The following is a 22043-nucleotide window of genomic DNA, read 5'->3' on the forward strand; positions in this document are numbered from 1 at the left end:
CGGTGGATCGCATGTCCATGCGAACGGCGGGAGGAAAAAGGGCGGACCATGGACCCGCCCCCTTCAGGGAAATCAGGCGAGCCCGAGATCCTTGAGGATGGCTTCGATGCGAGCCGTATCCTCGGCAAGGAACTTCGCATAGTCGTCGCCGGTGAGCAGGATGGGCGTCCAGTTGCGGTTCTTGCATTCCGTGGCCCAGGCATCGCTCTTGGCCATGGTCTCGACCAGCGTGATCATCGCCGCCTTATCGGTATCGGAGACGCCGGGGGGTGCGAAGACGCCGCGCCAGTTGAACAGTTCGACGTCGATGCCGGCTTCCTTCAGCGTTGGCGCATCGATGCCCTCCTGCCGCTTGTCGGCGGAAATGGCGAGCAGCCTGAGCGCCCCGGCCTTGACCTGTTCGGAGAACTCGCCAAAGCCGGAAATGCCCGCCGCCACCTGGTTGCCGAGCAGCGCTGACAGCGCCTCGCCGCCGCCCGCGAACGGCACGTAGGACAGGTTTGTCGCCGGCACGCCCGCCGTCTTGGCGATCAGGCCGAACAGGATATGGTCCGAACCGCCGGCCGAGCCGCCGGCGACGGGAACCTTCGTCGGATCCTCTTTAAGCGCGGCGACGAAGTCGGCGGCCGTCTTGAACGGCGAGGCCGCCGGCACCACCAGCGCTTCGAACTCGCCGGTGAGCCGGGCGATCGGCGTGACCTGCGTCAAATTATTGGCAGCCTTGTTGGCGATGATGGCGCCGACCATGACCATGCCGCCAACCATCAGCGAATTGCCCTTGCCGTTCCATTGACTGATGAATTGCGGCAGCCCGACCGTGCCGCCGGCGCCGCCGACATTGGTGATCTGCGAGCCGGAGATCAGCTTCTCGCTGCGCAGCACCTGGTCCATCGTGCGCGCGGTCTGGTCCCAGCCGCCACCGGGCGCCGCCGGCACGAAAATCTGGATCTGCGGCGTGCCTTGGGCAAAGGCGGGAGAAAGACGCGACGCCACCAGCCCGGCGGCCCCCGCGGCAGCGGTGCTCATCAAAAATTTGCGTCTGTTCAGCATGGGATTCCTCCAAATCACGACACCTCCTCCGGTGCCCGCCAAAAACGCGCCTGAAACCAGACCCGTGCTTGAGTTCAAGCAGACTTTACCGCGTTCCGTCAACAGGAACGATATTCTGCTGGACAGAATGCTTGAGCTGCGCGACACAATCGCGCCGCTCGACCTTTGTTCGACTGGGAACCAATGAATTCGGCAGGCAAACCAGCTGGCATCGAAATCCGGAGCGCGTCAGCCGACGGTGTTGCCGCGCTTGACCGGGCCATTGCCATCCTCGATGCATTCACCACGGCGGACCGCTCGCTCAGCCTTTCCGAGATCGCGGCCCGAACCGGCCTCTATAAGAGCACCATTCTGCGCCTGGCCAATTCGCTTTTGCGCGGACAATTGCTCGAACGCCTGGACGACGGACGCTACCGCATCGGGCCGGCCAGCTTCCGGCTCGGCGCGCTCTATCAGCGGTCGGTCGTGGCGGTCGACATCCTGCTGCCGATCATGCGCGATCTCTGCGAGCTAAGCTGGGAAAGCGTTGCGTTCTATGTCCGGTCGGGAGACGTGCGCACCTGTCTCTATCGCGTCGAGTCCAAGCATCCTATCCGCTATACGATCCGCGAGGGTGACGTCCTGCCGTTGCTGGTGGGCTCCGGCGGGCGTGTGCTGGCGGCGTTTTCCGGACAGCCGGGCGAACCGTACGAAACCATCCGCAAGACCTGCAACTGCCTCGCCATCGGCGACCGCGACCCGCAGACGGCGGGCGTCTCGGCGCCGGTGTTCGGGCCTGGGCGGGTTCTGCTCGGCGCCTTGACCCTGGCCGGCCCGAGCACACGCGTCGACGCGGCCTTCCTGCGGCGCATGCGGCGGCCGCTGCTCGAGGCGGCGGCCCGTGCCACCCGCGCCTTCGGCGAGGATGCCTCGATGCTCGATGAAGCGGCTCGCGAAGCCGCGGTGCAAACGGATAATGCCAGTCCCGGCGCGGTTATCAGGAGCAGACGGCGTTCTCGGATCATTTCGACGCCCTTGCGGAACGACCGCTAATGCATGCCGCCCAAAGGGACCTCGGCTTTGGGAGAACGACGTAAAACAAGAAAGCTAAGCGCAGCGCATGAATCCGTTTCGACGCCGCGCGCTTTAGGCACTTGGCGAGTGCTCAGGCCAACCGCTCCAGCAGGATGGTCGGGGTTTCGTGATAGATGGTCCGCGCCACCTCCCGGTAGCCGCACTTCGTCGCCACGTTCAAGGAAGCGGTGTTTTCGGGGTCGATGATGCAGACGGTTTTGCCACGTCCGAAGGTCTCGTCGCCCCAGCCAAGCACGCGGCTGACGATCTCGGTGGCGAGGCCGGCGCCGTGGGCGGCCGGAGCGAGCGCCCACCCGGCCTCCGGAATGCCCTCTATCGGCGGCTCCATATCGCGCTTGAGGTCGTGAAACCCGGCCTCACCGACGAAACGGCCCGTCGCCTTGTCCTCGATCGCCCAGAAACCGTAGCCGAGCAGCGACCAGAGCCCGGCGTGACGCAGGAAGCGCATCCAGCTCTCTTCCCGCGTGCGCGGCCTGCCGCCGATGAAGCGGGTGACGACCGGATCGGCCCACATGGCGACATAGGCGTCGAAATCCTCCAGCCGGTGCGCTCGCAGGATGGCGCGCGTCGTTTCGATAATCGGAACGCCGCTTGTGTCGTGATGGGTCATGGGTCGCCCTCGCTCAAACCTGCAAAGCACCTAGCAAATCACCGGCCGCGAGCAAGGGCCAGGCCGGCGCGGATCATCTTCCAGACAGACGGCGCGCGCTTGGCGTGTCTCGATCCAGCCGGGACAGTCGTTCCTCCGATGGTCCGGCCGCGCCTCATGGGCCGCCAGCCAGAACGGTTGCGGATATCAGCACTTTGCCATTTGAGTACGATTGCAATCTGTTAGCCTGCCCTAGTTGTATCCGTGCAGCCGGTGTCGAGGAGAACTCCGCGCGGCGGTTGAAGATTTAAGCTCTGGGAGGAAATCACGATGAGAAGATTTGTCGCCGCTCTGGCTGCCGCCGTGGCGGTCATGCTTTATCCCGTCGCCGCAGGCGCGCAAACCTATCCCGAACGCACCATCACCGTCGTGGTGCCGTTTGCGGCCGGCGGCCCGACCGACACGGTCACGCGTCTTGTCGCGGAAGCCATGTCCAAGGATCTCGGCCAGCAGGTCATCGTCGAGAATGTCGGCGGCGCCGGTGGCACGCTGGGCGCTGGCCGCGTCGCGAAGGCCGAGCCGGACGGTTACACCCTGCTCCTCCATCACATCGGCATGGCCACCAGTGCCACACTCTACCGAAAGCTCGCCTACGACACGCTGAACGCCTTCGAATATGTCGGCCTCGTCACCGAGGTGCCAATGACCATCGTTGGCCGAAAGGACCTCGAGCCGGCCGATTTGAAGGGATTGGTCGAGTACGCCAAGGCCAACAAGGATAGCGTCACCGTAGCCAATGCCGGCATAGGTGCTGCCTCGCATCTCTGCGGCATGCTGTTCATGAGCGCTATCAAGACGCCGCTGGTCACCGTCCCCTACAAGGGCACCGGCCCGGCCATGACCGATCTCCTCGGCGGCCAGGTCGACATCATGTGCGACCAGACGACCAACACCACCAAGCAGATCCAGGGCGGCACGATCAAGGCTTACGCCGTCACCTCGCCGGAGCGCCTCGATGTGCTGCCCGATGTCCCGACGACGACGGAAGCCGGCCTTCCCGACGTGCAGGTCAGCATCTGGCACGGTCTTTATGCCCCCAAGGGCACTCCGGCGGAGATCACCGAACGGCTGTCGAAATCCCTGCAGGTCGCGCTGAAGGACGAGAACGTCGCCGCCCGCTTCGCCGAGCTCGGCACCAGGCCGTCGCCGCAGGCCGACGCGACGCCGGCCGCGCTGAAGGCCAAGCTGGAAAACGAGATCGCGCGCTGGAAGCCGATCATCGAAGCCGCCGGCCAATACGCCGACTGAGTTTTGAACGGGGCGCCGCCGGCGCCCCGTTTTCGCTTCGGTATCGTCGCGCGCCCGCAGCTTGGGAGGAATGTCATGAAGGCTTTCGCAATCGACAGGACGAACGGCATATGCGCTGCGCTGTTCATCGTTTTCGGCGCATTTTTCGCGTTGCAGTCGCTCGGCCTGGAAATCGGCACCGCCTTCCGCATGGGGCCGGGCTATTTCCCGCTGGTGCTGGCGATCGTGCTGATCCTGCTTGGCCTCGTCATCCTCTTCCAGGCGGTGCGATTCGAGGGCGATCCGATCGGCTACATTGCGTGGCGTGGCTCGCTGTTCATCCTTCCCGCTCCGATCTTCTTCGGCCTGACGGTGCGCGGCCTCGGCTTCATTCCGTCAATCTTCCTGACGGCGCTGATCGCATCGTTCGCCAGCGGCCGCATGAAACCGCTGACCGCGTTCGTGCTGTCGGCTGGCCTGACCCTGTTTGCATTTTTCGTCTTCAGCTACGCACTCGGCCTTCCGTTCCGACGCTTTGGCCCATGGCTGCCATTGTGAGGAGATGAGCATGGAGCTCCTCGACAATCTGGCGCTCGGCTTTTCGACCGCTTCATCGCTGACGAACCTTGGTTTCTGCCTGATCGGCGTCCTTCTTGGCACGCTGATCGGCGTCCTGCCTGGAATTGGCGCCACCGCGACCATCGCCATGCTCTTGCCGATCACCTTTCAGATCGGCGACCCGGTTTCCTCCCTCATCATGCTCGCCGGCATCTATTACGGTGCGCAATATGGCGGCTCGACCACGGCCATTCTCATCAACATGCCCGGCGAATCGTCCTCGGCCGTCACGGCGATCGACGGCTATCAGATGGCCAGGAACGGCCGCGCCGGCGCGGCACTCGCGATCGCGGCGATCGGTTCGTTCTTCGCCGGCACGGTGTCGACCTTCCTCGTCGCCATCTTCGCCCCGCCGCTGACCTCGATCGCGCTGGAGTTCGGCGCGGCCGAATATTTTTCGCTGATGGTCGTCGGCCTCGTCTCGTCGGTCGCGCTTGCGCACGGTTCGATCGTCAAGGCGCTGGCGATGGTCGTGCTCGGTCTGTTGCTCGGCATTGTCGGCACCGATATCTACACCGGCACGCCGCGCTTCACGCTCGGCATCCCCGAATATGCCGACGGGCTGAATTTCGTCGCCGTGGCGGTCGGCGTCTTCGGCATTGCCGAGATCCTGCGCAACCTCGAGAACGAGCATGAGCGCTCGGTGATGATCCGAAAGGTTTCAGGGCTCATGCCCACCCGCGACGACTTCAGGCGCATGGCGGCGCCCATCGTGCGCGGAACGATCATTGGTTCAGCGCTCGGCATCCTGCCGGGAGGCGGCGCGATCCTTGCGGCCTTTGCCTCCTACACGGTCGAGAAGCGCGTATCGAAAAACCCGGAAGAATTCGGCAAGGGCGCGATCGCAGGCGTCGCCGGGCCGGAATCGGCCAACAATGCCGGCGCGCAGACCTCCTTCATCCCCATGCTGACGCTCGGCATTCCAGCCAATCCGGTCATGGCGCTGATGATCGGCGCGATGATCATCCAGGGCATCGTGCCCGGCCCGAATGTCGCGACCGAACAGCCGGCGCTTTTCTGGGGCATCATCGCCTCCATGTGGATCGGCAACCTGATGCTGATCGTCCTGAACCTGCCGCTGATCGGGCTCTGGGTGAAGCTGCTCACCATCCCCTATTACGTGCTTTTCCCGATCATCATGGCGTTCTGCTCGATCGGCGTTTACAGCGTCAACACCAATGTCTACGACCTCTACGCCGTCGCCTTTTTCGGCTTCCTCGGCTATCTCCTGACCAAACTGCGCTGCGAACCCGCGCCCCTGCTGCTCGGCTTCGTGCTTGGCCCCCTGCTTGAGGAAAATCTCCGCCGGGCCATGATTCTGTCGCGTGGCGATCCCAGCGCCTTCGTGACGAGACCGATCAGCGCCGGCCTGCTCCTCATCGCGCTCGCCGTGCTCGTCATCGTCTTCCTGCCCGCGGTCAAGAAGAAGCGCGAAGAGGTGTTTGTGGAGGAGAGTTAACTTATTGAATTCCGCTCGCTTCCTCGAGCGGAGCGATCTCGACCAGCGGCGCCGGCACGCTGGTCGTCTTTTCCTGCGCCTTGCAGAGGTCGGCGATGACGCAGGCCGGGCAATCCGGCTTGCGCGCCTTGCAGACGTAGCGGCCATGCAGGATCAGCCAGTGATGCGCGTGGCGCATATATTCGTCGGGAATGATCTTCAACAGCCCCTGCTCGACCTGGTCGGGCGTCTTGCCGGGCGCCAGTCCTATGCGGTTGCCGATGCGGAAGATGTGCGTGTCAACGGCCATCGTGTGCTGGCCGAAGGCCATGTTGAGCACGACGTTGGCGGTCTTGCGCCCGACCCCCGGCAATTTGACCAGTTCGTCCCGGCTGTCCGGCACCTCGCCACCATGATCGCGAATCAATGCCTGCGACAGCGCGATGACGTTCTTGGCCTTGTTGCGCCACAGACCGATGGTCCTGATATAGTCGCCGACCCTGGCCTCACCCAGATCCAGCATTTTGCGCGGCGTATCGGCGATCTTGAACAGCGCCCGCGTCGCCTTGTTGACGCCGGCGTCGGTCGCCTGCGCCGACAGCACGACGGCCACCAGCAGGGTGAAGGGATTTACATGTTGGAGCTCGCCCTTCGGCTCCGGCCGCTGGACGGCAAAGCGCCGGAAAATCTCGTGCACCTCCGCCGGACTGTAGAGCGTTCTGGATCGGGCCGGCCTGGGGCTCGGCTTGGCGTTCGAGCCGTCGCGCCGTCCAGGCGGTGGCTTCTTTTCGGATTGTGCGGGTACTTTGGACTTGGGGCTTGCCATTTCCTTCCTATAATATCCAGATATGAACGACACAAATGCCTCGTTCCAGGCGGACGAACCCTTCTTCAGCGCCTTGCTGACCCCGCACCGGTCGCTGGGCAAGACCGGCTTCGCCGTGCTGATGGTCGCGCTGCTGTTCGGCTGGCTGGTGACCGGGGCTTTTTTCCTGTCGCGCGGCGCCTGGCCGGTTTTCGGCTTCTTCGGTCTGGACGTTGTCGCCGTCTACATTGCCTTCCGCATGAACTACCGTGCCGCCCGCGCCCGCGAGGAGGTGTCGATCTCGCGCACCAGCCTCGATATCCGCAAGACCGCGCCGTCGGGAAAATCGGAAGCGCACCGCTTCAACCCGTTCTGGGCGCGCTTTTCGGTCGCCCGTCACGCCGAAATCGGCATCACCCGGATGGCGGTCGAGGCGCAGGGACAAAACGTGGCGATCGGCGGCTTTCTCGACCCCGATTCCCGCGAAAGCTTCGCCACCGCCTTTTCACGTGCGCTCGCCACCGCCAAGGCGCGCTAGCCGAACAGCTTGCGTCCGGACCGCGTCGAACAAGGGTACGACGTTTCAGAAGCGATAGCGCAAAAGCCTGCCGATCTTGCGCAGTGCGGGAATGTATTTCCAAAGCCGAACGAACAGCTGCGCGGGCCAGCCCATGCGGGCGGCGTGTTCAGGTCCATAGGCCGGGATGTCTTCGATGAATCGGAGCTTCGGGACAGCCAGTTCCAGTTCGTGCGGATCCTCGATCGCCCAGTGGACCTCGGCGCCTGTCGCCCTGATCGCCGGATTGAGGCGCAGCAGCTTCAGGCCGAAACCGCTGTAAGCGTCGAAAATCAGGTCGCCGCCGGCAAGATGTATGACCAGGCGCGAGAACAGGCGGAACCCTTCCTCGGCCGGGAGATAGGGCGTCAGCCCCTCCGCCACCACGATGGCCGGTCGGTTCCGGGGCACTTCAGCCAGCCAGTCCGGCTCTGTTACCGACGAAGCGATGAGGCGATAGCGGTCGCGCGGCGGGTAAAGCTTGCGCCTGAGTTCAATGACTTCCGGATAGTCGACATCGAACCAGTCGACGCCTGGTAGCGGATTGACCCGGAAGATGCGCGTGTCGAGCCCGCACCCCAGATGCAGCACGATGGCATCAGGATTTCTGGCCAGAAACTCCTCGACGCGGACGTCCAGCGTCTTTGCCCTGATCGCCAGGCCGATGCCGAGATTGCTGTCGACCTTGAGCCTTGAGAAATCATAGTCGATCTTGCGCACCGCCTCGTCGGCGAAACGATCCCCAAGCAGCGAATGGGGCATCCGGCTTTCCAGCGCCTTGCCGTAGAGCGTCATCAGCAAGGTTTCTTTCGCGCCGGCGAGATTTACCTTTTCACCCGCCATGGCGACTCCTGGGCCCGAAAACCAGAGTTTATCTGGGTATGCGCCGCAAGAAGGCAAGTTTCGGGTGGCGATCGGCGCCCCAAGGGCTGATATTCCGGCTCAAGGAGAAGTCCCATGAGTACACAGACAGCAGTCCTCAAGAAGGACATCACGCCCGAAGGCAGCGACTACGAAATCGTGCGCCGCGCCATCGAGAAGATCAGCCTCGACTATCGCGACCAGCCTTCCCTCGAGGAGCTTGCAGAGGAGGTCGGTGAGACGCCGACCGGCCTGCAGAAGCTGTTCACACGCTGGGCCGGCCTTTCGCCCAAGGCTTTCCTGCAGGCGGTGACGCTGGACCATGCCCGCAGGCTGCTCGATTCCGGCATGCCGCTGCTTGAAACATCATTCGAGCTCGGTATGTCCGGCCCCGGCCGGCTGCACGACCTGTTCGTCACCCATGAGGCGATGTCGCCGGGCGACTACAAGACGCGCGGCGCCGGGCTCACCATCCGCTATGGCTATCATAGCTCGCCATTCGGCACCGCCCTGATCATGGCCACCGACCGCGGGCTTGCCGGCCTCGCCTTTAGCGATCCGGGCGAGGAACGCGCCGCTTTCGCCGATATGTCCAGCCGCTGGCCGAATGCCGTCTATGTCGAGGACATGGCCGCGACCGGTCCCTACGCCGCACGCATCTTCGACCCGACGCTGTGGCGCCCGGACCAGCCGCTGCATGTCGTGATGATCGGCACCGACTTCCAGGTTCGCGTCTGGGAGGCCTTGCTCCAGATTCCGATGGGCAAGGCTCGCACCTATTCCTCGATTGCCGCCAGCATCGGCGCGCCGAGCGCCAGCCGCGCCGTCGGCGCCGCCAACGGCGCCAACCCGCTCTCCTTCGTGGTGCCTTGCCACCGCGCCATCGGCAAATCCGGCGACCTCACCGGCTACCACTGGGGCCTGACCCGCAAGCGCGCCATTCTGGGCTGGGAGGCTGGACAGGTCACCTCTTGAAATCGGGAACGCCGGCAACTTCCGCCGGCATTGTCACGTGGAAAACGACGACGCCCCGCTGACTCGCATGACGCGGCACCGCGGCGCTTGCCATATCGGCATGCACTGGAAAGCAACGATCTTACAGGATAGCTTCCCGCTCATTCATGAGGAGGCATTCCTTGATCATCGTCGTCGGCTCGATCAATCTCGACCTTATTGCCAATGTCGACCGCTTGCCGAGCCCTGGCGAGACGGTGAGCGGCTCCGGTTTCGCCACCGCGCCCGGTGGCAAGGGCGCCAACCAGGCGTTGGCCGCCGCGCGCGCCGGCGCCAAGGTGCGCATGGTGGGAGCCGTCGGCAAGGATAGTTTCGCCGGCGAGGCCCTGGCGCTGCTGCGCCAGGCCAAGGTGGATCTGTCTGGCGTGGGCGAAACTTTTGCCTCGACGGGCACCGCGCTGATCATGGTCGGCGACGATGGCGAGAACATTATCGCCGTGGTGCCGGGTGCCAACGCCTCGGTGCTGCCCGGCGACCTGGCCAAGGCCTTCCCCCGAAAAGGCGATGTCGTGCTCCTGCAACACGAGATCCCGCTTGCGACCGTCGAAGCCGCGCTCGATCAGGCAAGCGCGGCCGGTGCCGTCACCGTGCTCAACACCGCACCCTTCCATCGCGACGCGGCCGGCTTACTCGGCAAGGCCGACTATGTCGTCGCCAACGAGACCGAGTTCGACCTGTATGGCGAGGTGCTGTCGCTGAGCGGGCGCGACCACGCGGCACGGATGCGCGACTTTGCCGGGAAAACCGGCCGCACCATCGTCGTCACGCTCGGCGGCGACGGCGTGATGGCGGCGACGCCGACCGATTCCCTGACGGTTCCCGCATTGAAGATCACCCCGGTCGACACGGTTGGTGCAGGCGACACCTTTTGCGGCTATTTCGCCGCCGGCCTGTCGTCGGGCCTGCCCCTCGAACAGGCGCTCGCCCGGGCCGGCGCGGCCGGCTCGCTGGCATGCCTGAAGCCGGGCGCCCAGCCGGCCATCCCGTTGGCCGCCGATGTCGACCAGGCACTCCTGAAATCCCGCTGAGACGACAGAATGCGCCCCCAGACAAAGCATGCCGCGCCACCGGCCGGCGACATCTGCCGCCTGTCTGCCGTCGAACTGGCCGACGCGATCCGGCAAAGGAAACTTTCGGTACGTGAGGTCGTGACGGCATTCCTCGACCGCGTCGAAGCCGTCAACCCGCTCGTCAACGCCATCGTTTCCTTGCGCGATCGTAGCGATATCCTGCGCGAGGCCGACGCAGCCGATGCCCGTCCGGACCGGGCCGGTGCGCTCTTCGGCCTGCCGATCGCGGTCAAGGATCTCGCAATGACCCGCGGCCTGCGCACCTCCTTCGGCTCGCCGATCTTCGCCGATTTCGTGCCGCAGGAGGACGATTTCTTCGTCGAGCGCATGCGCAAGGCCGGCGCCATCATCATCGGCAAGACCAACGTTCCCGAATTCGGCCTCGGCTCCAACACCTACAATCCCGTGTTCGGCCCGACGCTGAACGCCTTTGATCCAGATTTGAGCGCCGGCGGCTCGAGCGGCGGCGCCGCGGTGGCGCTGGCGCTGGACATGGTGCCCGTCGCCGACGGCAGCGACTTCGGCGGCTCGTTGCGCAATCCAGCCGCCTGGAACAATGTCTATGGTTTCCGGCCATCGCAGGGGCTCGTCCCCGGCGGCCCGGACGTCGAGGTCTTTCATGCCCAGATGGGCGTCGATGGGCCGATGGGTCGCAATGTCGGCGACATGGCGCTGCTGCTCGACGTGCAGGCGGGCCATCATCCGCGCGCACCCTTGTCCTATGAGAAACAAGGCTCCTTCCTCGAAGGCCTGCATATGCCCGCCAAAGGCGGCCGTGTCGCCTGGCTCGGCGATCTGGGCGGGCATTTGCCCATGGAGCCCGGCATCCTCGAGCTCTGCCAGGCCGCGCTCGACCGCTTCGGGGAGGCCTCGTTCAAGGCCGAGGCACTGGTGCCGGATTTTGATTTCGAGGCCTTGTGGCAGGCCTTCGTGACGTTGCGCCAGGCAAGCAGCGGCTGCGCGCTGAAAGTGCATTATGACGATCCTGCCAGGCGCGCCCTGTTGAAGCCCGAAGCCGTCTGGGAGGTGGAGAACGCGCAACTCCTGACGGCGCCTCGGATTCGCGCCGCCTCGGTCGTCCGGACGTCCTGGTACCGGACGCTGCTGTCGCTGTTCGACCGCTTCGACCTGATTGCATTGCCGACCGCGCAAGTCTTTCCGTTCGACGTCGGCACCCATTGGCCGCGCGAGATCGCCGGCCGGCCGATGGACAGCTATCACCGCTGGATGCAGGTTTCGGCGCCCGCCACCATGGGCGGCTGCCCGGCCGTCAGCGTGCCGGTCGGCTTCGACGCCAGAGGCCGGCCGATGGGCATGCAGCTGATCGGCCGGCCGCGTGGCGACATGGCTGTGCTGAAGGCGGCGGCGGCCTATGAGACGACACTGCCGTGGCCGTCCGGCGCCTGAATCCGGTGCATCTGCGTATCGCGCGGCTCCATGTGCCGGCTTGCACCGGCATCGCCGCCGTGCATTGATTGTGGCGCCGCACAGGCGGCATTCTCCCCGAGGGAAAAATCATGTCGCTGGAACTCTATGCCGCCTATGTCCTTGCGTGCGTCGTCATCATCCTGGTGCCAGGGCCGACGGTCACGCTGATCATCGCCAACAGCATCCGTCATGGCGCCCGCGCCGGCCTGGCCAATGTCGCCGGCACGCAGGCCGGCCTGGCGGTCATGATCGCCATCGTCGGCATCGGCCTCAACACGCTGATATCGGGCATGGGGCACTGGTTCGAATGGGTGCGGCTGATCGGTGCCGCCTACCTGATCTGGATGGGCGTGCAGATGTTCCGGTCCAAGGGCAAGCTGAACGCCGACGGAACGGCGCGGAAGCCGCGCGGCGGCTTTTTCCTGCAGGGCCTGCTGGTAGCGCTCAGCAACCCGAAGACGCTGATCTTCTTCGGCGCCTTCTTTCCGCAATTCATCGCGCCGCAAGGCAATTATTCGCTGCAGATCGCCGTCATGGGCCTCACCGCCATGATCTTCGCCGCCATGTCGGATTCGACTTATGCGCTGGCCGCCGGCCGCGCCGGTCGCATCCTGTCCGCCCGCCGCGTCAAGCTCCTGTCCAGGATCAGCGGCAGCTTCATGGTCGGCGGCGGCCTGTGGCTGGCGTTTTCGCGGTCGAAGTAAGCACCGCCGCCTTTCCTTCCCCCTTGTGGGGAGGGTGGATCGGCGCGCAGCGCCGAGATGGTTGAGGGGTGCTCCAGCGGAGTGAGGCGTTGGCGTTCCCTGGAACAACCTCATCCGGCCTCGCTTCGCGAGGCCACCTTCTCCCGCAAGGGGAGAAGGTAAGGAGGCGGATTTAAAGCCGCCCCAGCCGTTCCAGCAACAGCGCGAAGAAGCCGTCATGGTCGATGTCGCCCATCACCTTGGCGTTCTTTTCCCGCTTGGTGACGCCCCACCAGTCGATCACGGTCATGCCCATGGTCAGTTCCGAGCTGGTTTCCACGCTGACATTGCAGTTGCGGCCTTTGAACAGCTCCGGTTTCAACAGGTAGGCGATGACGCAGGGGTCATGCAGCGGCCCGCCATCGGTGCCGTATTTCTCCTCGTCGAAACGCTCGAAAAACTCCAGCATCTCGGCCGTTGCGGTACCGACCTTGGTGCCGAGCTTGCGAAAGGCCTGGGTGCGCTTGGCGGTGGTCAGCGCCTTGTGGGTGACGTCGAGCGGCATCAGCACGATCGGAATGCCGGATTTCAACACCACCTCGGCCGCGTGCGGATCGACATAAATGTTGAATTCGGCCGCCGGCGTGACATTGCCGCCTTCGAAGAAGCCACCGCCCATCAGGATGATTTCCTTGATGCGCGGCGCGATCTTCGGCTCGCGGATCAGCGCCAGCGCGATATTGGTGAGCGGCCCGAGAGCGCACAGCGTGATGCTGCCGCTCTCTTCCTTCATCAGCGTCTCGACGATGAAATCGACGGCGTACTTATCCTGCAGCTTCATCGTCGGTTCGGGCAATTGTGGCCCGTTGAGGCCAGTTTGGCCATGCACCGCCTCGGCCGTAACCAGTTCACGCGCCAGCGGACGGACGGCGCCGGCATAGACCTTGATGTCGGGTCGGCCGGCCAGTTCGCAGATCTTGCGGGCGTTCTTTTCGGTAAGGTTCAGCGGCACGTTGCCGGCTACGGCTGATATGCCGACGATCTCCAGCTCGGGGCTGCCAAGCGCCAGCAATATGGCGACGGCATCGTCCTGGCCAGGATCCGTGTCGATGATGATCTTGCGTGTTTGGGGCATTTCAATTCCTTGTTTGGCCATGAGCTCATGCGTCCGAGCGAGCATGCGAAACGCACCGAACCGGCCTTGAGCTGCCGAACCGCTCCGCCCGGGGGACGAATCCCGGCGCAGCGCTTCTCCTTGCATCTCACTGCCGTTTCAAGCGCCATGTCGATCATTCTTGTGAGTCCACGACGTGGTCTTTTTGGGCGGGTGTTTTGATGGCTTGAACTTGGTCGTGGGGCGGACCATATCAAGACCATCGGGAAAAATGCCATCTGGGTTTTTCCAGTTTATGTCGCTCTTGAGAGGACAATGTAACATGAGCCGAATGACGCCTTTCTCCAGCCCGCTTCTCCTGGGTTTCGACGCCATGGAAAAGACGCTGGAGCGCCTGGCGAAATCCGGTGACAGCTATCCTCCTTACAACATCGAGCGGCTCAGCGGCGCCGACGGCAAGGCCGAAAGGCTGCGCATCACGCTCGCTGTCGCCGGTTTCGCCGAAAGCGATCTCGATGTCACCACGGAGGAAAACCAGTTGGTCGTGCGCGGTCGTCAGACCGACGATACCGAGCGCGAATTTCTTCACCGCGGCATCGCCGCACGCCAATTCCAGCGCTGCTTCGTGCTGGCCGACGGCATGCGGGTGATTGCGGCGGAGCTGAAGAACGGCCTTTTGTCGATCGATCTCGATCGGCCCGAGTCCGAGCGGCTGGTACGGAAAATAAACATATCGGTGAAAGACTGATCTTTGCCGATGGCTCTCATGCGGGATGGCCTACTGCCCAGAACCAGGGCGGCGTCTCGCGCCAAGGAGGCTTGAAATGACCAGAACTGACCAAAATCCTACACAAAATCCCACCATGACCAGCGGTGAATTCGCCCATCTCGGCGAGGGCTCGGTCGCTTATCTGCGCAAGGTTACGAGCGAGGAACTGCTCGGCCGTTTCCCGGGCATTGGCGAAATCGCGCCCGGCATGGAATTGTGGGCGCTGTTTGCCGCCAACGGCCAGCCGATCCTGCTTTCAGATGCGCGCGATCGCGCGCTGGCCGGCGCCATGGAAAACGACCTGACCACGGTCGCCATTCATTAAGGCGATTTTCCGCTGAAAACGAACGGGGCCGCCCGTGGCGGCCCTACCATTGTTCATCCAGAAAACGTCAGGCCGCGTGCGAGGCCTGGGTGTCCGATAAAAGCGCGTGGATCGCCACGGCGTCGCGCGTTCCCCTGATCTTGGCCACCGTATCGGCGTCGCGCAGCACCCGCGCAATGCGCGACAGCGCCTTCAGATGATCGGCGCCGGCCCCTTCAGGGGCCAGCAGCAGGAACACCAGGTCGACCGGCTGGTCGTCGAGCGCCTCGAAATCGACCGGCGTCTCCAGGCGGGCGAACACGCCGGCGATGCGCTTCACGCCGGCCAGCTTGCCGTGCGGAATGGCGATGCCGTTGCCGACCCCGGTCGAGCCGAGCCGCTCGCGCTGCAGGATCGTGTCGAACACCTCCCGCTCCGGAATGCCGGAAATCGCGGCCGCCCTCTCCGACAGCAATTGCAGAAGCTGCTTCTTGGAGTTCGCCTTCAACGCCGGCAATATCGCCGGAACGTTGATGAGATCGCTCAGATCCATACTTGAAAATCCCTTGTTCGCCTGCCGTCACCAGTCCCCACCCCTCGTGCGGCCGGTTTTATCCCTGTGCGACCTTGGTCGTGGACGGATCGATCCAGCCGATGTTCCCATCCGGCCGGCGATAGACGATGTTGACGTGATTGTTTCCGGCGTTGCGGAAGACGAAGACCGGACTGTCCTTTGTGTCGAGTTCTATGACCGCCGACGCCACCGACATGGTCTTCAGCGTCATGGTCGATTCGGCGACGATGGCCGGCGCAAAATCCTCCGGAATGTCCTCGTCGTCATCGGCGAGTGGCGCCATCACCGTGTAGGCGATATCGGTGAGCTCGCCATTGCCCGAATTGTGCGATTTCAGCCGGCGCTTGTAGCGCCGAAGCCGGGTTTCCAGACGATCCGCCGCGGCCTCGAAAGCCAGCGTCGGGTCCTGGGCATCGCCGGTCGCCTGCAGCGAAGCGCCGGAATCCAGCCGGATCATGCAATCCGCCGAATAGCGCGAGCCCGATTTGATGACGGTGACATGTCCGGCAAAGCCGCGGTCGAAATATTTGCCGATCGCCTCGCCGACACGATCGTTGATGCGCGTACGGAACGCATCGCCGATATCCATGTGTTTTCCCGATATGCGCAGATTCATCTGAAAACTGACCTTCCTTGCTCAGGCTTCAAACTGGCCGGAGTTTATACTCGTGGTCCGTGCGCACAAGCTTTGCGGCGTCACTCGCGCCGATTTAAATCCAAACTTTCCGGTTGATCACAAGCCGCCTTCTTGACCATCCCTAGGCCATTGTCGTGACGGACCATCCGCTAGCGGGCGCCGAGCCCGTCTCATGCGGGCGGGCTTCTAGCCACTTCACCGCAGCTTGTCAATGAAGCACGAACCCTGTGGAAATCGCCGAACCTAGCGCCCGGCGCTGGCAAGGGCCCGCTTCTCGCGCCGGCGCTGCACCGAGGACGGGATATTCATGCCTTCCCTGTATTTGGCGACCGTACGCCTGGCGATATCGACGCCGCTTTCGCGCAACATGTCGACGATCGCGTCGTCGGACAGGACGTCGACGGTTTTTTCCTCGTCGATCAATTGCTTGATGCGGTCACGCACCGCTTCCGACGAATGCGCCTCGCCACCGCCCGACGAGGCGATCGAGGCGGTGAAGAAATAGCGCAGTTCGAACACGCCGCGCGGCGTCAGCATGTACTTGTTCGCGGTGACCCGGCTGACGGTCGATTCGTGCATGCCTATGGCGTCGGCCACCGTGCGCAGGTTGAGCGGCTTCAGCTGGCGCACGCCATGGACGAGGAAGGCATCCTGCTGGCGCACGATCTCCGATGCGACCTTGAGAATGGTCTTTGCCCTCTGATCGAGGCTGCGCGTCAGCCAATTGGCGTTCTGCAGGCACTCGGCCAGGAAATCCTTTTCGGCCTGGTTCTTGGCGTGCGGCGAAACCTGGGCGAAATAGATGTGGTCGACCAGCACGCGCGGCAGCGTTTCGGCGTTGAGCTCGACCGTCCAGCTGCCGTCATTGGCCGCGCGCACCTCGACATCGGCAATGACGGCGTCGCTGGCGCCGCCCGAAAATGCCATGCCCGGCCGCGGATCGAGCGCCCGGATCTCGGCCAGCATGTCCAGCAGGTCCTCTTCGTCGACGCCGCAGATCCGCTTCAGCGTGTGGAAATCGCGGCGCGCCAGGAGTTCGAGATTGGCAATCAGCGCCTTCATCGCCGGATCGAGCCTGTCGCGCACGGCAAGTTGCAGCGACAGGCATTCGGCAAGGTCGCGGGCGAACAGGCCGGACGGCTCGAAGGTCTGGCACACCGACAGCACCTTGGCCACGGCGTCGGCGCCGCTACCAAGGCGCGAGGCTATCTCAGCCATATCGGCGCGCATATAGCCGGTCTCGTCGAGGCCGTCCGCGAGTTCGCCGGCGATCAGGCGCGCCGCCGGATCGGCGAAAGCGAGCGCGATCTGCTCGCTGACATGATCGCGCAGCGTGATCGCGGTCGCCGCCATGTCGCCGGCATCGAAGCCTTCGGACGAGGACGTGCCGCCATTGCCGGTCGCCGATTTCCACTGTGCCGTGAGGTCTGGTCCGAGCCGCTCGCTGGTGCCCGGGTCGTCCGGGAACAGGTTCTCCAGCGATGTGTCGAGCTTTTCCGAGATCGCCTCGGCGCTCCATCCCGCTTCGGTCTCGAACCAGTCGCCGTCGTCGGCCGTTTCCGGTGCCGCCTCGGTCCTCGGCGCCTGGTCGCTGGCGGCGTCGTCCTGCGGCTCGGCGCGCTCCAGCAACGGGTTGCGCTCGATCTCCTCGTCGATGAAGTGCTCGAGTTCGGCATGGGTGAACTGCAGCAGCCGGATCGACTGCATCAGCTGTGGCGTCATCACCAGCGACTGCGACTGTCGTAGCTGTAGTTTCGCCGCCAACGCCATGGTTCGGTTTCAAACGCCTCGTCTGCATCCGGACTGCCGGAAGGAATTTTCGCGAACCGATAGAAACTGGCCCGGCTTTTGCTTGTCAAGGCAAACGCTAGCAAAACCCGCTTACCGGAGCGTTATCCCGGAGCAAAATCACGAAAAAGCGGCCCCTGACAGGCAAAAAATCGCGTCAGGAAACAAATTTCACGCTCAAAGCGTGAATCCCTCGCCCAGATAGAGCCGCCGCACGTCGGGATTTGCGACCACTTCATCGGCCCGGCCATGAGTGAGCACCTGGCCGGCATGGATGATGTAGGCGCGGTCGATCAGGCCGAGCGTCTCGCGCACATTGTGATCGGTGATGAGCACGCCGATGCCGCGCGCCGTCAAATGACGCACCAGTTGCTGGATGTCGGCGACGGCAATCGGGTCGATGCCGGCGAAAGGCTCGTCGAGCAGCATGTAGGCCGGGCGCGTGGCCAGCGCACGCGCGATCTCCAGGCGCCGACGTTCGCCGCCGGAAAGCGACATCGATGGCGCCTTGCGCAGATGGCTGATGTGGAACTCCTCGAGCAGTTCGTCGAGGCTGCGCTCGCGCTCCTTGCGGCTCTTTTCGACCACTTCCAGCACGGCGCGAATGTTCTGCTCGACGCTGAGGCCGCGGAAGATCGAGGCCTCCTGCGGCAGATATCCGATGCCCAGACGAGCACGCCGGTACATCGGCATGGAGGTGACATCGAAGCCGTCGATCTCGATCGTGCCCTCGTCCACCGGCACCAGGCCGGTGACCATGTAGAAACAGGTGGTCTTGCCGGCACCGTTCGGACCGAGCAGCCCGACGGCCTCGCCGGCACGCACCCCGAGCGTGACGCCGCTGACCACCTTGCGACCCTTGTAGCTCTTGGTCAGGCCCTTGGCGATCAAGGTTCCCTTGAACTTCGCCTTATCGGCGGTGACCGTGGCCGGAGCCGAAACCTTGCCGGCGGCCCGCCCCGGAAGACGCGCCGTCAGCGACGACAGGCTGGCCATCAGGGGTTCGTCGCTCCCGATTTCGGCGGTGGCGTCATCGACATGATGACACGTCCGCCGCAGCCGTCGACATTGGCGAGGCCAGTCTTCATCTGCACGGTGAGCTTGCAGCCCTTGAGGACATTGGGGCCTTGCGACAGCACCACTTCCTTGCCGGACAGGACCAGCACCTGCGTCCTCATGTCGAAGGTGCCATTGTCACCGGTCGCGATCTGGTCATTCGACTTGATGTAAACTTTTCCGCTGACTTCAAGGTGGTCGATGTTGGCGGAGCCGGTCATCGCCGCTCCCGCTGCTTCCGTCCCCTTTGCGGCCGCGTTCGGGTCCTTGACGTAGTAGACCATCATCTTGCCGGACTTGAGCAGGGTCGGTCCCTGCACGACCGTGACGTTGCCGGTGAACACGGCGACGTTGTCTGCCTGCCGGACCTCCAGCTTGTCGCTCTCGATCTGGATGGGCTTGTCGCCCGACAGTTTGAGCCCGGACGCGCTCTCGGCGGTGGATTGCGCCAGCGCCGGCGCAAGCCCCAGCAAAAGCAGCGCCGAAGCTGCGGCGGCAAGCCGTGTCGAACTAATGAGCCACATTCGCTTCTTCGCCCTTTGCCTCTGCCGCCTTCAGATTGGCGGGATCGATATTGACGCGCACCTTGTTCTCGAACACCAGAACCTTGCCATTATCCTGCACCGACAAGGAATTCGCGGTGATCTGCGACCCGTCACGGCTGACGTCCACGGGGTCATCCGTCTTCATAGTGCCTTTGCCCATGTCGAGGAAGACCGATTTGAACTTGGCCTGAAGGCCGTCGGTCGTGGCGATCGTGACGTCGCTGGTCAGGTGCATCGTATTGCCTTCGCGATCGTAGGTACCATGCGTGGCTTTGATCGCAGCGACATTGTCGGCCGCGATCGGCACCTTGGCGTCGATGCCGTCGAGTTCGATGATGCCTTGCGTGCTGACGTCCTGTATGGCGCGCAATGCCGTCATGGAATAGGGCAATTTCTGCTTGGTGAAGCCGTTGAGCTTAGGGTTGGCCATCACCAGCTTGCCGTTGGAAAAGGCGGTGCCTTCCGCCTGGACCGCGACGGACACCGGTGCGGCGAGGTAGGAATAGACCGGGAAGGCAATGGCGATCAACGCCGCCAGCACCGGCACGGCGAATTTGAGCACGCGCACCCGGCGCGAATGCCGCCGTGCGCGATCGAACGCGTCCCCCCTCGCCGGGCCGTCCGCCGGGGGAGCCAACTCCGTCTCGGTGCTGCTCGCTTCACTCGTTCGCGCTAACATAACTGCTTTCTTCTAAAACCCCTGCCCCGCCGGGCAACACCGCCTATAGGTGGGACGTCGGCGCTTTCAAGCAAGCACAAGCCGACGAAAACCGCGAAAATGTGACAGTTGCGGTCGTGCAGATCAGAACGGATCAACACCGACAGCCCTGCTTCATAGCAGAAATAGACGTCTGGCGTACATTTTTCGTTACCATCGGCTCCCCCCTTACCTGCCGTTCGTTTCACGGACCAATCACGAAACCGACGTCTTGGCGGACGCTGACGCGCACTTGCCTCGCGTGCGCCGCGCGCGGATTGCCGCGTCATGCGCAGACGGAACTGCTTCCAGACCGGGACGTCATGGTCTAAAAGCATCTCTTTCCATCGACCGTGAGGCTGACCATGGCATTGAGAGCCGACGACCTGATCGACCGCCGCCGCTTGCGGCGTAAGCTGACCTTCTGGCGCGCTGCGGCCATCGCCATCGTTGCGCTCGGCGTCATTGCGATCTCGGCCTGGTTCTATCGCGACGATTTCGGCGGCTCGGCCGTCGATCATATCGCCAAGGTCAGGATCGAAGGCACCATAACCGAGGACGACGAACTGATCGAGCGGCTGGAAGCCATCCGCAAGTCGCCGAGGGTGAAAGGCGTGATCCTCGCCATCGATTCCCCCGGCGGCACCACCGTCGGCGGTGAATCGATCTATGAGGAGGTGCGCAAGCTCGCCGCCGACAAGCCTGTCGCGGCCGAGGTCGGCACGCTCGCCGCGTCGGCCGGCTACATGATCGCGAGCGCCACCGATCACATCGTCGCCCGCAAGACCTCGATCGTCGGATCGATCGGCGTGCTGATCCAGTATCCTGATGTCAGCGGCCTGATGGACAAGCTCGGCGTCAAGCTGGAGGAAGTGAAATCCTCGCCGCTCAAGGCCTCGCCCTCGCCTTTCAAGCCGACCAACGACGACGAGCGCGCCATGGTCCGCAAGCTCATCCTCGACAGCTACGACTGGTTCGTCGGCATCGTCGCCGAACGCCGCAAGATGACCCGCGAGCAAGCGCTGGCGCTCGCCGACGGATCGATCTTCACCGGTCGCCAAGGGGTCGCCAACGGCCTGATCGACGCCGTCGGCGGCGAGACCGAGGCGATCGACTGGCTGGCGACCAAGGGCGTCGACTCGAAACTCAAGGTGGTCGAATGGAAGGACACGGAGCGGCGCGGCGGCTTCCTGTTGTCCAAAGCGATGGTGAGAACGATCGCCGGCGCGCTCGGCCTGCCGGACTACAGCGGCGATATCATCCATGAACTTGGCGCCGACCGCTTGTTTCTTGACGGTCTCGTTTCCGTCTGGCACCCTTGAGACGCCGTTTGGGGTGGATGAAAAAGCAAACAAAATCATCCTCATAATTTCGACCGCACCGATTTCAGGGGACCCGTCCGATGATCAAGTCCGAACTTGTGCAGATTATTGCCACGCGCAATCCGCATCTTTTCCTGCGCGACGTTGAAAACATCGTCGGCGCGATTTTCGACGAGATCACCGACGCGCTCGCCGAAGGCAACCGGGTCGAATTGCGTGGCTTCGGCGCCTTTTCGGTGAAAAACCGCCCGGCCCGCACCGGCCGCAACCCGCGCACTGGTGAATCCGTCGAGGTCGAGGAGAAGTGGGTGCCTTTCTTCAAGACCGGCAAGGAACTGCGCGAAAGGCTGAATGGCGGAAAGTAGGCGCGACGCCAGACCGGCCCTTCCCGGGAGGTCGGTTTCCGACGGAAAACATCATGCTCAATCGCTTCATGCTCATCGTGGTCTTCGTGCCCCTGGCGATCATCCTGATCGCGCTGGCCGTCGCCAATCGCGAACTCGTCGCCTTCACGCTGGATCCATTCAATCCCGGCAATCCGGCGCTGACGCTCACTTTGCCGCTGTTCATCTTCCTGTTCCTGGCCCTCGCCGTCGGCATGGTCGTCGGCAGCCTGGCGACCTGGGTCAAGCAGGGACGCTACCGCAAGCTGGCGCGCCAGCGCGGCGTCGAGGCCGAGAACCTGCGCCAGGCGATCGGCCGCACCCCGTCGACACCGCAGGGACCGGTGCTGCCGAAGCCGACCAACTGACCGCCGCACGGGC

At 63.8% G+C, this 22043-nt stretch carries 25 protein-coding genes; 14 read left to right on the forward strand and 11 right to left on the reverse strand.

What is annotated here, in order from left to right; translation table 11 throughout:
- Nucleotides 1–72: 72 nt before the first annotated feature.
- Entirely contained in the window at nt 73–1050 is a 978-nt protein-coding gene (locus FJ951_RS04405; protein ID WP_140513746.1) for a tripartite tricarboxylate transporter substrate-binding protein, read from the reverse strand.
- A gap of 183 nt (nt 1051–1233) precedes the next feature.
- Between FJ951_RS04405 and FJ951_RS04410 the strand changes: the two genes are divergently transcribed.
- A complete protein-coding gene (locus FJ951_RS04410) occupies nt 1234–2082 on the forward strand; it encodes an IclR family transcriptional regulator (protein ID WP_224680568.1) in 849 nt (282 codons plus the stop codon).
- A 112-nt stretch (nt 2083–2194) separates the two neighbouring features.
- Here the strand turns inward: FJ951_RS04410 and FJ951_RS04415 are convergent, their stop codons facing one another.
- Complete coding sequence (locus tag FJ951_RS04415; RefSeq protein WP_140513747.1) at nt 2195–2734, reverse strand: GNAT family N-acetyltransferase; 540 nt, start codon at nt 2732–2734, stop codon at nt 2195–2197.
- A 309-nt stretch (nt 2735–3043) separates the two neighbouring features.
- Between FJ951_RS04415 and FJ951_RS04420 the strand changes: the two genes are divergently transcribed.
- The 3 genes from FJ951_RS04420 to FJ951_RS04430 all read left to right on the forward strand — a co-directional run bounded on the left by FJ951_RS04420 (nt 3044) and on the right by FJ951_RS04430 (nt 6077).
- Nucleotides 3044–4021 carry a tripartite tricarboxylate transporter substrate-binding protein gene (locus tag FJ951_RS04420; RefSeq protein WP_140513748.1) on the forward strand — a complete coding sequence of 326 codons (978 nt, stop codon included), beginning with the start codon at nt 3044–3046 and terminating at the stop codon, nt 4019–4021.
- 75 nt (nt 4022–4096) lie between these two features.
- Nucleotides 4097–4558: a tripartite tricarboxylate transporter TctB family protein gene (locus tag FJ951_RS04425; protein WP_140513749.1), complete on the forward strand. Its 462-nt coding sequence runs from the start codon at nt 4097–4099 to the stop codon at nt 4556–4558.
- A gap of 10 nt (nt 4559–4568) precedes the next feature.
- Entirely contained in the window at nt 4569–6077 is a 1509-nt protein-coding gene (locus FJ951_RS04430; RefSeq protein ID WP_140513750.1) for a tripartite tricarboxylate transporter permease, read from the forward strand.
- Between the two features lies 1 nt (nt 6078).
- Here the strand turns inward: FJ951_RS04430 and nth are convergent, their stop codons facing one another.
- On the reverse strand, nt 6079–6882 hold the full coding sequence (gene nth, locus FJ951_RS04435) for an endonuclease III (protein WP_140500181.1): 804 nt from the start codon (nt 6880–6882) through the stop codon (nt 6079–6081).
- A 22-nt stretch (nt 6883–6904) separates the two neighbouring features.
- On the opposite strand from nth, the gene FJ951_RS04440 reads away from it, so the two are divergent.
- Nucleotides 6905–7399: a DUF2244 domain-containing protein gene (locus FJ951_RS04440; RefSeq protein WP_140500184.1), complete on the forward strand. Its 495-nt coding sequence runs from the start codon at nt 6905–6907 to the stop codon at nt 7397–7399.
- Nucleotides 7400–7444: 45 nt separating this feature from the next.
- Here the strand turns inward: FJ951_RS04440 and FJ951_RS04445 are convergent, their stop codons facing one another.
- Nucleotides 7445–8260, reverse strand: coding sequence for a class I SAM-dependent methyltransferase (locus FJ951_RS04445; protein WP_140500186.1), 816 nt, complete (start codon nt 8258–8260; stop codon nt 7445–7447).
- 114 nt (nt 8261–8374) lie between these two features.
- Here FJ951_RS04445 and FJ951_RS04450 point away from each other — a divergent pair, with 114 nt between their 5' ends.
- The 4 genes from FJ951_RS04450 to FJ951_RS04465 all read left to right on the forward strand — a co-directional run bounded on the left by FJ951_RS04450 (nt 8375) and on the right by FJ951_RS04465 (nt 12494).
- Entirely contained in the window at nt 8375–9253 is an 879-nt protein-coding gene (locus FJ951_RS04450; RefSeq protein WP_140500187.1) for a bifunctional helix-turn-helix domain-containing protein/methylated-DNA--[protein]-cysteine S-methyltransferase, read from the forward strand.
- 161 nt (nt 9254–9414) lie between these two features.
- A complete protein-coding gene (locus tag FJ951_RS04455) occupies nt 9415–10320 on the forward strand; it encodes a ribokinase (RefSeq protein WP_140513751.1) in 906 nt (301 codons plus the stop codon).
- A 9-nt stretch (nt 10321–10329) separates the two neighbouring features.
- Nucleotides 10330–11769 (forward strand): amidase, encoded by a 1440-nt coding sequence (locus FJ951_RS04460; protein WP_140513752.1) that lies wholly within the window; start codon nt 10330–10332, stop codon nt 11767–11769.
- A gap of 110 nt (nt 11770–11879) precedes the next feature.
- Nucleotides 11880–12494 carry a LysE family translocator gene (locus FJ951_RS04465; protein ID WP_140500192.1) on the forward strand — a complete coding sequence of 205 codons (615 nt, stop codon included), beginning with the start codon at nt 11880–11882 and terminating at the stop codon, nt 12492–12494.
- A 172-nt stretch (nt 12495–12666) separates the two neighbouring features.
- On the opposite strand, the gene FJ951_RS04470 is transcribed toward FJ951_RS04465, so the two are convergent.
- Nucleotides 12667–13608: a nucleoside hydrolase gene (locus FJ951_RS04470; RefSeq protein WP_140500193.1), complete on the reverse strand. Its 942-nt coding sequence runs from the start codon at nt 13606–13608 to the stop codon at nt 12667–12669.
- 301 nt (nt 13609–13909) lie between these two features.
- Here FJ951_RS04470 and FJ951_RS04475 point away from each other — a divergent pair, with 301 nt between their 5' ends.
- The gene (locus tag FJ951_RS04475; protein WP_013893014.1) at nt 13910–14335 is read left to right on the forward strand and encodes an Hsp20 family protein; all 426 of its coding nucleotides are present in this window, start codon (nt 13910–13912) and stop codon (nt 14333–14335) included.
- A 76-nt stretch (nt 14336–14411) separates the two neighbouring features.
- Nucleotides 14412–14681, forward strand: a complete 270-nt coding sequence (locus FJ951_RS04480; RefSeq protein ID WP_140500195.1) for a DUF1150 family protein — start codon at nt 14412–14414, stop codon at nt 14679–14681.
- A gap of 67 nt (nt 14682–14748) precedes the next feature.
- Here the strand turns inward: FJ951_RS04480 and ptsN are convergent, their stop codons facing one another.
- The 6 genes from ptsN to lptC form a co-directional block, all read right to left on the reverse strand.
- Nucleotides 14749–15213, reverse strand: coding sequence for a PTS IIA-like nitrogen regulatory protein PtsN (ptsN, locus tag FJ951_RS04485; RefSeq protein WP_135898701.1), 465 nt, complete (start codon nt 15211–15213; stop codon nt 14749–14751).
- A 58-nt stretch (nt 15214–15271) separates the two neighbouring features.
- Complete coding sequence (gene raiA, locus FJ951_RS04490; RefSeq protein ID WP_140500197.1) at nt 15272–15850, reverse strand: ribosome-associated translation inhibitor RaiA; 579 nt, start codon at nt 15848–15850, stop codon at nt 15272–15274.
- 264 nt (nt 15851–16114) lie between these two features.
- Nucleotides 16115–17641, reverse strand: coding sequence for an RNA polymerase factor sigma-54 (gene rpoN, locus FJ951_RS04495; protein ID WP_140513753.1), 1527 nt, complete (start codon nt 17639–17641; stop codon nt 16115–16117).
- A 195-nt stretch (nt 17642–17836) separates the two neighbouring features.
- Nucleotides 17837–18655 carry an LPS export ABC transporter ATP-binding protein gene (lptB, locus tag FJ951_RS04500; protein WP_140500202.1) on the reverse strand — a complete coding sequence of 273 codons (819 nt, stop codon included), beginning with the start codon at nt 18653–18655 and terminating at the stop codon, nt 17837–17839.
- Complete coding sequence (locus FJ951_RS04505; RefSeq protein WP_140513754.1) at nt 18655–19239, reverse strand: LptA/OstA family protein; 585 nt, start codon at nt 19237–19239, stop codon at nt 18655–18657. The genes lptB and FJ951_RS04505 overlap by 1 nt, the downstream gene beginning before the upstream one ends.
- Nucleotides 19226–19939 carry an LPS export ABC transporter periplasmic protein LptC gene (gene lptC, locus FJ951_RS04510; RefSeq protein WP_140513755.1) on the reverse strand — a complete coding sequence of 238 codons (714 nt, stop codon included), beginning with the start codon at nt 19937–19939 and terminating at the stop codon, nt 19226–19228. The genes FJ951_RS04505 and lptC overlap by 14 nt, the downstream gene beginning before the upstream one ends.
- Before the next feature lie 383 nt (nt 19940–20322).
- Between lptC and sppA the strand changes: the two genes are divergently transcribed.
- The 3 genes from sppA to FJ951_RS04525 all read left to right on the forward strand — a co-directional run bounded on the left by sppA (nt 20323) and on the right by FJ951_RS04525 (nt 22030).
- On the forward strand, nt 20323–21279 hold the full coding sequence (sppA, locus tag FJ951_RS04515) for a signal peptide peptidase SppA (protein WP_140513756.1): 957 nt from the start codon (nt 20323–20325) through the stop codon (nt 21277–21279).
- Nucleotides 21280–21359: 80 nt separating this feature from the next.
- The gene (locus FJ951_RS04520; protein ID WP_006200394.1) at nt 21360–21644 is read left to right on the forward strand and encodes an integration host factor subunit beta; all 285 of its coding nucleotides are present in this window, start codon (nt 21360–21362) and stop codon (nt 21642–21644) included.
- A gap of 53 nt (nt 21645–21697) precedes the next feature.
- Entirely contained in the window at nt 21698–22030 is a 333-nt protein-coding gene (locus FJ951_RS04525; RefSeq protein WP_140500210.1) for a DUF1049 domain-containing protein, read from the forward strand.
- Nucleotides 22031–22043 lie beyond the last annotated feature (13 nt).

It is taken from the genome of Mesorhizobium sp. B2-2-3 (assembly GCF_006442405.1).
Classification (GTDB): domain Bacteria; phylum Pseudomonadota; class Alphaproteobacteria; order Rhizobiales; family Rhizobiaceae; genus Mesorhizobium.

Coding starts and splice junctions, on each gene's coding strand:
- FJ951_RS04470 (WP_140500193.1), bottom strand. CDS start 13,608: ATGCCCCAAACACGCAAGATCATCATCGACACGGATCCTGGCCAGGAC.
- FJ951_RS04430 (WP_140513750.1), top strand. CDS start 4,569: ATGGAGCTCCTCGACAATCTGGCGCTCGGCTTTTCGACCGCTTCATCG.
- FJ951_RS04475 (WP_013893014.1), top strand. CDS start 13,910: ATGAGCCGAATGACGCCTTTCTCCAGCCCGCTTCTCCTGGGTTTCGAC.
- FJ951_RS04420 (WP_140513748.1), top strand. CDS start 3,044: ATGAGAAGATTTGTCGCCGCTCTGGCTGCCGCCGTGGCGGTCATGCTT.
- sppA (WP_140513756.1), top strand. CDS start 20,323: ATGGCATTGAGAGCCGACGACCTGATCGACCGCCGCCGCTTGCGGCGT.
- FJ951_RS04480 (WP_140500195.1), top strand. CDS start 14,412: ATGACCAGAACTGACCAAAATCCTACACAAAATCCCACCATGACCAGC.
- FJ951_RS04405 (WP_140513746.1), bottom strand. CDS start 1,050: ATGCTGAACAGACGCAAATTTTTGATGAGCACCGCTGCCGCGGGGGCC.
- lptC (WP_140513755.1), bottom strand. CDS start 19,939: ATGTTAGCGCGAACGAGTGAAGCGAGCAGCACCGAGACGGAGTTGGCT.
- FJ951_RS04525 (WP_140500210.1), top strand. CDS start 21,698: ATGCTCAATCGCTTCATGCTCATCGTGGTCTTCGTGCCCCTGGCGATC.
- FJ951_RS04465 (WP_140500192.1), top strand. CDS start 11,880: ATGTCGCTGGAACTCTATGCCGCCTATGTCCTTGCGTGCGTCGTCATC.
- FJ951_RS04505 (WP_140513754.1), bottom strand. CDS start 19,239: ATGTGGCTCATTAGTTCGACACGGCTTGCCGCCGCAGCTTCGGCGCTG.
- FJ951_RS04460 (WP_140513752.1), top strand. CDS start 10,330: ATGCGCCCCCAGACAAAGCATGCCGCGCCACCGGCCGGCGACATCTGC.
- FJ951_RS04520 (WP_006200394.1), top strand. CDS start 21,360: ATGATCAAGTCCGAACTTGTGCAGATTATTGCCACGCGCAATCCGCAT.
- ptsN (WP_135898701.1), bottom strand. CDS start 15,213: ATGGATCTGAGCGATCTCATCAACGTTCCGGCGATATTGCCGGCGTTG.
- rpoN (WP_140513753.1), bottom strand. CDS start 17,641: ATGGCGTTGGCGGCGAAACTACAGCTACGACAGTCGCAGTCGCTGGTG.
- raiA (WP_140500197.1), bottom strand. CDS start 15,850: ATGAATCTGCGCATATCGGGAAAACACATGGATATCGGCGATGCGTTC.
- FJ951_RS04415 (WP_140513747.1), bottom strand. CDS start 2,734: ATGACCCATCACGACACAAGCGGCGTTCCGATTATCGAAACGACGCGC.
- FJ951_RS04445 (WP_140500186.1), bottom strand. CDS start 8,260: ATGGCGGGTGAAAAGGTAAATCTCGCCGGCGCGAAAGAAACCTTGCTG.
- lptB (WP_140500202.1), bottom strand. CDS start 18,655: ATGGCCAGCCTGTCGTCGCTGACGGCGCGTCTTCCGGGGCGGGCCGCC.
- FJ951_RS04450 (WP_140500187.1), top strand. CDS start 8,375: ATGAGTACACAGACAGCAGTCCTCAAGAAGGACATCACGCCCGAAGGC.
- FJ951_RS04425 (WP_140513749.1), top strand. CDS start 4,097: ATGAAGGCTTTCGCAATCGACAGGACGAACGGCATATGCGCTGCGCTG.
- nth (WP_140500181.1), bottom strand. CDS start 6,882: ATGGCAAGCCCCAAGTCCAAAGTACCCGCACAATCCGAAAAGAAGCCA.
- FJ951_RS04410 (WP_224680568.1), top strand. CDS start 1,234: ATGAATTCGGCAGGCAAACCAGCTGGCATCGAAATCCGGAGCGCGTCA.
- FJ951_RS04440 (WP_140500184.1), top strand. CDS start 6,905: ATGAACGACACAAATGCCTCGTTCCAGGCGGACGAACCCTTCTTCAGC.